This window comes from Mycobacterium sp. E2497 (genome assembly GCF_001668695.1).
GTDB lineage: Bacteria > Actinomycetota > Actinomycetes > Mycobacteriales > Mycobacteriaceae > Mycobacterium.
In genome coordinates this window covers 1-898 of the sequence record NZ_LZKD01000092.1, presented here as the reverse complement: position 1 = coordinate 898, position 898 = coordinate 1, and the positions used below count along the sequence as shown (strand labels likewise).

Annotated in this window: 2 protein-coding genes; one reads left to right on the top strand and one right to left on the bottom strand. The window is 60.2% G+C overall.

Annotation, left to right across the window (positions count from 1 at the left end; all coding sequences use genetic code 11):
• On the top strand, positions 1–163 hold a 163-nt coding region (locus A5713_RS06855), incomplete at its 5' end, for a class I SAM-dependent methyltransferase (protein ID WP_197516321.1).
• 21 nt (positions 164–184) lie between these two features.
• Here the strand turns inward: A5713_RS06855 and A5713_RS06850 are convergent.
• A partial coding sequence (locus A5713_RS06850) for a cyclopropane mycolic acid synthase family methyltransferase (RefSeq protein WP_068093904.1) occupies positions 185–898 on the bottom strand: 714 nt, incomplete at its 5' end.

Below are 898 nucleotides of genomic sequence, written 5' to 3'. Positions count from 1 at the left end.
GGCCCTGGAGACCTGGGCTGCCGCCCTCGAGGCCAATCGCGAGCAGGCCGTCGCCATCCAGTCACAAGAGGTCTACGACCGCTACATGAAGTACCTGACCGGCTGTGAGAACTTCTTCCGCAAGGGCATCAGCAATGTCGGGCAGTTCACCCTCGTGAAGTAGGTGGCGAGGGGCCGGGGACCGCTACTTTTCCAGCGTGAACTGGTCGACGTCCGTGTAACCCTGGCGGAACAGCTTCGCGCAGCCGGTCAGGTAGTGCATGTACTTGCCGTAGACCTCTTCGGACTGCAGCTCGACCGCCTGCTCGCGGTTGGCCTCCAGGTTGGCCGCCCAGATATTGAGCGTGCGCTCGTAGTGCTCCTGCAGCAATTGGACCTGCTGCACGGAGAACCCCGCTTCGCCGGCGAACCTGAAGATGTCTTCCTGCGCCGGCAATTGTCCGCCCGGGAAAATTTCAGTGCCAATGAAGCGCGCGAATCGAAGATCATTCATCGTGATGGAGACGCCGCGTTCGTACTGCTGTTTCTGGGTGTAGGTCAAAATGGTATGCAATAACATGCGGCCGTCGTCGGGAAGAATGTTGTAGGCGCGTTCGAAGAACGCGGCGTACCGCTCCATCTTGAAAGCCTCGAAGGCGCCGATGGTGACGATCCGGTCGACCTTGTCCTCGAACTCTTCCCAGCCCTGCAGCCGCACCTCCACGGTGCGATTCGTCGGCAATCCAGCCAGCTTGTTCTTGCTGTATTCAAACTGGTTGCGGCTCAGCGTGATTCCGATGACATTGACGTCAAATTTCTCCACGGCCCGTTTCATCGCCCCGCCCCAGCCGCAGCCGATGTCCAGCAGCGTCATCCCGGGCTCGAGGTTCAGCTTGCCCAGCGCCAAGTCGAACTTGGC